The sequence below is a fragment of the Segatella baroniae DSM 16972 = JCM 13447 genome, from assembly GCF_000426585.1.
GTDB lineage: Bacteria > Bacteroidota > Bacteroidia > Bacteroidales > Bacteroidaceae > Prevotella > Prevotella baroniae.
The window spans coordinates 25,047-34,525 of record NZ_KE384544.1 but is presented as its reverse complement, the minus strand read 5'-3'; the positions used below and the strand labels follow the sequence as shown (position 1 = coordinate 34,525).

The following is a 9,479-nucleotide window of genomic DNA, read 5'->3' as shown; positions in this document are numbered from 1 at the left end:
GACCTTTGTCAATCTCATGAGGAGTTGAACATGACCTTTGCCAATCCCATGAGGCGGTTGAACATGACCTTTGTCAATCCCATGAGGAGTTGAACATGCCCTTTGCCAATCCCATGAGGTAATTGAACATGACCTTTGGTCACCGAGTGGGGTGGGAATCGTTACTTCAGATAACCTTCATATTCGGCATTTGTGGCGCAATCCCACCAAACGGGATAGCTCCAGATGTCGGTGTCGACAGCATGCTTGTTGGCGATGGTCGCGTTCTTCTCGTTGTAAGTAAGCTCCAAGGTTGCGGGAAGTCTCCAACGACGAGGCCAGTATTTCGGGTCTGTCTTGGAGGTTCCTTTGAGCTTGTCGTTGCCTGTGAACATGACACTGCGGTCGAAACCGGGATAGACTACACCGAAGTTGCCGATGTTTCCGGCACTGTAGTTGAAGCGTCGCATGTCGTTCCAGTTCTCGATGCTGCATCCCATGGCCACGTATTTCTGCAACATGATGTCCCGCATGGTGAGTTCCGCCGCGTTCTGGCATACGGCATCGCTGGCCATGTAGGCTGCGATCTTCGCGTCATCCATCGGGAGCATGTCCGGATTCTTGTAGCCTTCTCCCTGCCATGCCGTCAGTTTCTTCTGCATGTAGTCTATGTGTGCCTTGATACCGGCCTTGTAGGCTGCAAGCGCACCAGCCTTGTCACCTTTTCGGAAGAGCACTTCGGCCTGGATGAAGCAGGCCTCATGATAGGTGAACAGTTCAAAGTCGGACACGGGACGGGTCTGGAACGAGCCGGTGGAGCCTACGACATTCTGCGCCATGGAGGCGTTGGAGAAGTACCAGTACAAGTCGGTCTCGTCGCGGGACTGGTTGCCGGTCAGTTTGCTGTTGCTTCGCAGCGTCACATAGGCTGTGTCGCCGGCCAGGATATAGTTGGTGTTGTTCACGTAGACAGCCCCCTTGTTGTAGGTGACGGTCACTTTTCTGCCGTCAACGCTCACCTTGTGGATTTTCTGCATGGCTGTGACAAATGCCGTTTGCTTCTCTGCGTCGGCGATGTCATAGGTCAGCGTGACGTCGGAAGCGGCCCATGTGGGGGCCGTGATGGACCTGGCACCCCCGGCTTGCAGTCTGGCGCATTCTCCGTGGCTGTCGACGGGCTGTGACCGCAGCCATGTATAGTCGGTGACGTTACCGTTTTTGTCAAGCTGGATGTTTGACATCGAAGCAGGCACAATCTTCGTGAAGCGTGGGTCTTCCATAGCTGCGCCACGCATGTTGGTCAACATGTCATAATAAAACTTGGAAATGCGCTGTGTCGTTCCATAGGCGACATAGTCCCAGTTGCCGTTGGTCATCACGGGGTCTTGGAAGAGATAGTCCGTCACGTCGTTGGTCTTGTTGTAGCAAGGCATGACGGTGTTGTCGTCAACGCTTTGCGGCCCTTTCGCCAGGCAGGCGAGAATCTCGTCGGGCTTGAACATGTCGGCTTTCTTCGACAGCTTCAGCAGGTAGCGGGCCTTGAGTCCATAACAGAATTTCGTCCATTTGGCCGCGTTTCCTCCATTGATCATGTCGCCGTCTTTCAGCGGCGTGGCGGTCGTGTTCTGTGTTTTCCCCAGCAGTTCGATGGCCTCGTCAAGCTTGGCGATGATTCCGTTGAAAATCGTTTCGCCGCCGTCGTAGGATGGATTGACCGCTGCCGGGTTGAGGGCGTTGGTGTATGGAATTTCGCCATAGAGGTCTAACATTTCCATGAAGCCTAAAGCGTGGTAGATATTGGCCAAGGCCATGTAATGGTAGGCCCCTTCTTTCTTGGCCGTTTCGTACATCTCGCTGAGGTTGGGGCCCGTTTCGATGAAGAAAGTCTGGTAAGGTGTCGTTGTCAGACCTGCCGCAAAGTTCCATGTCGTGGAGCAGGTGTTGACATTGCCGTTCGAGGAGTAGTACACACCGGCCGTCGAAGCGGTACGGAAGTTGGTTACGCCGGCACTGTAAGTATAGAACTTCTGAATCCAAGGCAGGCGGTTCTTGACGGCTGAACTGGCGTTGCTCGGCGTGTCGGTTGCGTTGTTCACGTTCAGATAGTCGTCACATGAGGTGAAACCCAATGTGAGCGCGCAGCCCAGAATCAATAGATATTTAAACTGTTTCATGATGAGTTCGTTTTAAGGAAAGGTTAGAATGTTAGGTTGACACCAAAGGTGACACTGCGTACTGAAGGAACGCTGCAATAGTCGATACCCGTCGCGCCTGAACCGCCTGTGCCGCCGGCCGTGCTCACTTCGGGATCCATGCCCTTGTAGTTGGTGATGGTGAAGAGGTTCTGACCGGTCAGATTGACTGAAAGACGTTTGATGATATTCTGTTTGCCGATGAGGCGGGAAAGGTCGTAAGTAAGCGAGATGGAACGGAGTTTCAACCAGTTGACTTCCTGAATGAAGTTGTAGGAGTTCTGGGCGTAGTTGCTCCAATATCTCTGAATCATGGCTTTGCCCGAGTAGGTGGTCTTTCCGAAGGTGTACTGCTTGTCGGCTTCATAGGTTTGGGTGTACTCTTCACCCGTCTCGGAATTGATGCCTGAAACGGTGACGGACTGGCGGTCGTTCTGTGTGGTGAGCTTGCTCAAACCATTGTTGACCATGTATTGCTCCGTACCATTGAAGACATCTCCGCCGATGCGGAAGTCGAGCAGGAACGAAAGCGTAAAGTCCTTGTAGCTTAAGGTGTTGTTTAAACCGCCAATCAACTTGGGTTCACGGTTGCCGACGACGTCATTGTCACTTGCGTGTACTTTGTATAAACCGGTCGTTGGGTCTACCAAGAACTTGCCACCTTCTATTTCGGCTTTTGTTTTGTCGTTGTCTACATGCTGATATTCAAACCGTTTACCCACAAGAGCCATGAAGTTGCCACCATTGGGGACGGAAGCAGACTTGACGGTGCCGAACTGCGCGTCGGTGGGATAGAACATGCCGACGCCCTCAAGGAAGGTTCCGAGCGTGCCTCGGTTGTAGGAAAGGTTCAACGTTGTCTCCCACTGTAGGTCTCGCTTGACGACAGGCTTGCCCGTGATGGAGATTTCCATACCCTTGTTGATGACAGATCCCGAGTTGATGGAACTCATGATGTAGCCGTTGGCATTGGAAAGACGAGGTTGGGCAATCTGGTTTTTGGTGGAACTATGGTAGTAAGTCCAGTCCAATCCCAGTCGTCCGTTGAGGAAACGAAGCTCCGCGCCGATTTCCCATGCGGTCTGAATCTCCGGTTTCAGGATGGCGTTGCCTGCGATATAGCTGTTTCCCACACCGATATAGGAACCATAGATCATCGGTGTCGTCAGATAGGTGAGCGTTGCGTACGGATCGGCGTCCTTGCCCACCTGTGCCCAGCTGGCCCTGATTTTACCAAAAGAGAGGATGTCGTTTTTCGGAATCAGCTCGGTGAAAACAAAGGCACCGCTGACCGAAGGATAGAAATAAGAGCGATTGTCGATAGGAAGCGTCGACGACCAGTCGTTGCGGCCGGTAACGGTTACGTAGGCAATGTTCTTGTAGTCGGCCCTGAACTCGCTGAAAATGCCGACCAGTCGCTTGCGTATCGTGTTGTCCTTGAAAAATTGGTTGCTGCTGGCTATGTTGTTGAAACCGATGGCTCCCTCGCTGATGAAATTATATCCCCAGTGGGTTTGGTTCACACGCTTGGTGCTTTCTGCGGTCGTTCCCATCATCAGACTTAGGCTGAAGTCGCCCACGTTCTTATGGAAGTTCGTCATGAAGTTGGTCGAATAGTATTCGTAGCGATGGTCTGTTTTGGCCAGTCGACCGTTTTGGTATATTTCGTGCACGACAGATCCCGGAGCAATATAGGTGTAGGCGTCTGTCGTGTAGTTGTCATAACCCACACGGGCGGAGACATCCCACCAGTCCGTAATCTTGAAAGAAGCGTTGATGGCGCCCGTGAAACGATTGGTTTTGTCGGTCATCTTGTCCTTGTTGATGATCCAATAAGGATTTTCCATGTCGTTGGCCAAGTCCCAAACACCATCGAACAGGCGGTATTTGGTACCATCCTCTTTCACATAATGGCTCATTTGCTCTTGGAGAGGCCAGCTGTAGAGAGCATTCATGGTGCCGGTGCCGCCGCTGCCCCAAAGCCCTCCGGAGGTCAGTGTCTTGTTGGTGCGGGCAATGGAATAGGTGACGTTGGCGCCAAGGGTAAGTCTTCCGTATTTCTGCTCACCGTTGAAGCGTACCGTAGTCTTGTCGTAACCGGTCTTGCGGACGATACCCTGCTGGTCGTAGTTTGACAATGACAGGTAGAAACTCTGATTCTTGGAACCTCCTGATACGCTGATGTTGTTGTCAAGTATCGTTCCGTTGCGGAAGAAATCACCGATATTGTCGTACAAGGTCTCTGTTCCGTCATAGGCTTTGCCCCATGATTCGTAGGTCTGGTCACTGAAAACGCCATTGGTCGTGTAGACACCACGTCCGAATTGCTTTTGTGTTTCGGGCAGCTTGGTGGCCCATGAACCGCTGATTTTGCCCGAATAGTCGACTTTGACAGTCCCCTCTGCTCCTTTCTTCGTCGTGATGATGATGGCACCGTCGGCTGCCCGTGAGCCATAGAGGGCCGCTGCGGCCGCACCTTTCAGCACGGAGATGTCGGCAATGTCCTCGGGGTTGATGTCCATCACACGATTGGAGAATGTCGTTGCGTTGCGGGTCATGCCGTCTGTGCCCGAGTTGCCGATCACGGAGGTGGAGTTGTCATAGATAATGCCATCCACGACAAACAAAGGCTGGTTGCTTCTCCCTTCCGCCGTTGAGTTGGCGCCACGCATGACAATGCTTGCGCCCGCTCCGGCGGCACCGCTGCTCTGGGTGATATTTAGCCCCGGAACCTTTCCCGCCAGCGAGTTGATGACGTTGGTGTTCTTGTTTTTCATCAGTTCGGTGGCCTTCAGGTCGGTTACGGCATAGCCGAGGGCCTTGCGTTCTTTCTTGATACCCATGGCCGTAACGACCACTTCGTCGACCGTTCGTGAATCTTCTTTCAGGTTGATGGTGAGCGTTTTGCCGTTGATGACCTTGATGGCGCGCGTTTCCATACCGATATACGAGACTTCAAGCATACTGCCTATGGGGGCTTCGATGGAGAATTCACCATTGGTGTCGGTGATGGCGCCTTTCTGGGAGCCTCTCACCAGCACGCTGGCGCCGATGACCGGCTCGCCGTTGGCGTCGAGTACTTTGCCTTTCACAACGTTTTTCTGTTGTTGCGTCGTGACCATGCGGGGGCTGTTGTCGGGCCCTGCCGCCTTAACCGAAGGCATGCCACTGCTCAAAAAGAGGGCAGCCAGAAATGTACCGGTAAAGATTGTCTTTGCCGCTACATGGTTTTCTTTGTGGTTTCCATCCATAGTGATGAGGTTTTTAATGATATGATAGGTGTGTAAAAAATATCTTCCAATCAAAAGATATTGGGTTTCTATTCAATGTTTCGGTTGCAAATATGGATAAAAAATAAGATAAATGCAAGTAAAACGCTAAATAATTTTAATAAATAGTAATTCTATTCATTTTTTATTCCTTGTAAAGCAGGTATTTGTGGCGTTGCTTCTTGAAGTTCTCAACGTCACGTTGCCACTTGGCCTTGATGTCCTTGGCGTCATTTCCGGCCTCGATCATCTGGCGGACATAGTCCACACCGATGAGTTTCTCGAAGAACGGGGTGAAGAAGCGGTCGCCGATGTTTAGGTTGCGGTAGGCTTCGACGAGATAACTCAGGTCGAGTCCTTGTCGGCGGACGGCCGCTTCGTCGAGCGACGACAGGTCGCGGCCGTAGCAACGCTTGCCCAGTTGCGGCGGGTTCTTGGCCCCCGGTCGGCTCTCGGGCGTGAAGCTGTAGGCATAGTCCTTCATGGCGGGGTGGCCGAACTGCTGAAACGGCTTGTCGGTGCCGCGCCCCAGGCTCACGTCGGAGCCCTCGAAGTAGCAGAGCGACGGATAGAGATAGACGGAAAGCATATTGGGCAGGTTGGGTGACGGCGCGATGGGCAGCCGATAGAGCGTCCGGTGGGTGTAGTTCCGGCAGGGGATGACGGTCAGTCGGCAGCGTTTGCCGCCCTCCAGCCACCCTTCGCCGTTGGCCATGCGGGCCAGTTCACCGAGCGTCATGCCGTGGACGACGGGTATCGGGAGCGCGCCCACGCCCGATTTGTATTTCATGTCGAGGATGGGGCCGTCCACATAGAAGCCGTTCGGGTTGGGGCGGTCGAGTATGACCATGCGTTTGTCGTGGCGGGCGCACTGGTCCATGAGTTTCACCATCGTAATATAATAGGTGTAGTAGCGCAGACCCACGTCCTGGATGTCGGTCACGACGAGGTCTATCTTCCGCATCGTGGCCTCGTCGGGCACGCCTCCCTTGGCCCCATAGAGCGAATAGATGGGCACGCCCGTCTTCCCGTCGACGCTGCTGCCGACCTTTTCGCCGGCGTCGGCCTGGCCTCTGAAGCCGTGTTCGGGCGAGAATATCGTCACCACATCGACCCCGTTACCCAGCAGGATGTCGAGCGTGTGCCTGTCGCTGACCATGCCCGTCTGGTTGGAAAACAAGGCCACGCGTCGTCCTTTCAGGTGTTTCATGTAGCATTCGGGCATGGCGGCGCCCACGACGACATCGCCCGCACGACCTGTCTGTGCGCATAAGGCCCAGCAGGCCATGATGATATATAAGGTGATTGCTTTCATATCGCGTTTCTGCATTTCATTCTTCACGCTTCGTTTTTCACGCTTCACCTCCTGATACTGCCCGCCACGGCATTGGCCACATAGGACCGCAGGGCCACGCAAGCGCCGCCGTCGCTGGGATGCGCACGGTTGGTGAGGAAAATAATGCTGATGTCGTTCTCCGGATCGATGACGACACTGGTGCCCGTGTAGCCCGTGTGGCCGTAGGTGGAAGGGCTCAATAGGTCGCCGCTGTTGGTGGCATAGTCGGTGAAGATGTCCCAACCGGGCGTGCGACCGAGCGTCGCCACCTGTCGCGGTACGGTGCGCATGCACTTCACGGCCAGCGGGCTGAGGATGCGCCGACCGTTCCATTCGCCGCCGTTTTGCAGGCAGGCGCAGAGGATGGCCACGTCTTCGGCCGACGAGAAGAGGCCCGCGTTGCCCGAGATACCGCCGTTGATGACGCGCGCGATGGGGTCGTGCACCACCCCTTGCAGGCATTTGCCGTCGGGCTGCCGCTCCGTCGGGGCGCAGATTTTGGCCAAATCGGCGTCCGGACAATAGTCGGTGTGCCTCATGCCGAGCACGTCGAAGATGTGCGTCTTGGCGAAGTCGCGCAGGTTCTGGCCCGAGATGGTCTCGATGATGCGCTGCAGCGTGACGTAGTTCAGGCAACTGTATTGGAAGTCGGTCTTCGGTTTGAAGTCGCGGCGGCAGTGCGAGATATAGTCGATGAGGCTGTCACGGTTGGGCGTTCCGTATTTCTTTTTCAGCATGTTGACGTCGGCGTAGGGCGGAAGTCCCGACGTGTGGGTCATCAGGTCGACCACCCGGATGGTCTCCTTGTGGCCCAACGAGTCCTTCCAGTTCTCGAAATTGGGGATGTAAGTGGCCACGGCGTCGGTCAGCCGCAACCTTCCCTGGTCGATGAGAATCATGGCCGACACGGCCGTCGACATCGACTTGCTGCACGAGGCCATGTCGAACACCGTGCCGGTGGTCATCGCTTCCGTGTAGGGAACGACGCGTTTATTGCCGTAGGCCTTGAGATAAGCCAATTTGCCATGGCGTACCACGGCCAGCACCGCACCCGGAATATCCTTGTGGGCAATGGCTTTTTCGATGGCTTTGTCGGCATATTTCAGGTGATTGGCGTCGAGACCGACCGTCGAAGGCGCCACCCGGGGCAGGCCCTGGGCCACGGAGAGGGCGGCCTGCGCAAGGAAAAGAAGGGAGAAAAGAAGCTGTTTCATGCGTATGGGAGTTTACGATTTCTTTCTGATGAGCCACATGCCCGCCATCGTGAAGAGCGCGTTGAAGATGAGAAGCTCGTAGCTGAACTTGTAACCATGGAACCATGCTTCGGAGTTTTGGGCCAGAATGAAGCACAGGATGGGCGAGGCCACGGCCACCAAGGGGATGAAGCGGTCGCGCACCTTGGCTTTGCAGAGTATGCCGAAGGCGAAGAGACCGAGGATGGGGCCGTAGGTGTAGCTGGCCAGGATGTAGACCGCGTCGATGACGCTGGCGTTGTTGAGCAGTCCGAAGACGAAGATGACGGCCGCCATGAGCAGCGCCATGCCGACGTGCACACGCTTGCGGGTGGCGGCCAGCGTGCTTTCATCCTGCTGCTTGTGGGCTTGGCTGTTGCCCAGAATGTCGAGCGTGAACGACGTAGTGAGCGCGGTGAGGGCCGAACCGGCCGCCGAATAGGCCGAAGAAAACAGCCCCACGATGAACAAGACGCCCACGACGACGGGCAGATGGCTGCTCGTGGCCACCGTCGGAAACAGGCTGTCGCCCTTGGCTTCGATACCCACCTTCGCGGCAAACAGGTAGAGCAACACGCCCAACATGAGGAAAAGCAGGTTGATGAAGAACTGACATACAATGCTGACCATCATGTTTTTCTGCGAGTCTTTGTAGTTGCGGCAACTCAGGTTGCGCTGCATCATGTCTTGGTCCAGACCAGTTGTGGCAATCATTGTGAAGATTCCGGCCAGGAATTGTTTGAAGAAATAGCGTTTGTCGTTGATGTCATCGAAGAAGAAAACCTGACTCATGCTGCTGTCGTCGATGGCTTTGAGCATGCCGTTGAAGCCCAGGTCGAGCTGGCCGGAGACGTAATAGATGCACAAGCCCACCGAAAGCACCAGGCAGAGCGACTTCAACACGTCGGTCCAGATGATTGACTTCACGCCACCCCGGAACGTATAGAGCCACACGAGGAACACCGTGAGGACGACATTGAGCAGGAACGGCAGTCCCAGCGGGTCGAAAACGAGCAGTTGCAACGTCAGGCAGACCAGGAACAGGCGCACCGACGCGCCCAACATCTTGGAGATGAAGAAGAACCAGGCCCCCGTCTTGTACGACTTCAGGCCGAAACGGTCTTCCAGATACTGGTAGACCGACACGAGGTTCATGCGGTAGAACAGCGGTATCAGGATGAAGGCGATGACGAACTGGCCCACGACGAAGCCCATCACCATCTGCAAATAGGAGAATCCCTTCTCAGCCACCATGCCCGGAACGCTCACGAACGTGACGCCCGAGATGAACGAACCCATGGTGGCGACGGCCACCACCCACCATTTCGACTTGCGGTTGCCGACGAAGAAGCCGGCGTTGTCGGCCTTGCGGCCTGCCAGATACGACACGGAGAAGAGCAACAAAAAGTAGGTTGCTATGGTGATGATGATTGTCAGTGTATTCATGTGAGGTTGTTGGTGTATGAAATTT

At 54.8% G+C, this 9,479-nt stretch carries 4 protein-coding genes and 1 pseudogene; all 5 read right to left on the bottom strand.

Annotated elements, in window-relative coordinates:
- Positions 1–161: 161 nt before the first annotated feature.
- A complete protein-coding gene (locus K334_RS0112885; protein WP_025881960.1) occupies positions 162–2,153 on the bottom strand; it encodes a SusD/RagB family nutrient-binding outer membrane lipoprotein in 1,992 nt (663 codons plus the stop codon).
- Between the two features lie 23 nt (positions 2,154–2,176).
- Complete coding sequence (locus K334_RS0112880) at positions 2,177–5,263, bottom strand: SusC/RagA family TonB-linked outer membrane protein (RefSeq protein WP_238319199.1); 3,087 nt, start codon at positions 5,261–5,263, stop codon at positions 2,177–2,179.
- A 322-nt stretch (positions 5,264–5,585) separates the two neighbouring features.
- The gene (locus K334_RS0112875) at positions 5,586–6,755 is read right to left on the bottom strand and encodes an exo-beta-N-acetylmuramidase NamZ family protein (protein WP_025881962.1); all 1,170 of its coding nucleotides are present in this window, start codon (positions 6,753–6,755) and stop codon (positions 5,586–5,588) included.
- A gap of 53 nt (positions 6,756–6,808) precedes the next feature.
- Positions 6,809–7,990, bottom strand: a pseudogene (locus K334_RS14115) (serine hydrolase domain-containing protein); the annotation flags it as partial.
- A gap of 12 nt (positions 7,991–8,002) precedes the next feature.
- Positions 8,003–9,454, bottom strand: coding sequence for a sodium:solute symporter (locus tag K334_RS0112865; protein ID WP_027445071.1), 1,452 nt, complete (start codon positions 9,452–9,454; stop codon positions 8,003–8,005).
- Positions 9,455–9,479: the final 25 nt, after the last annotated feature.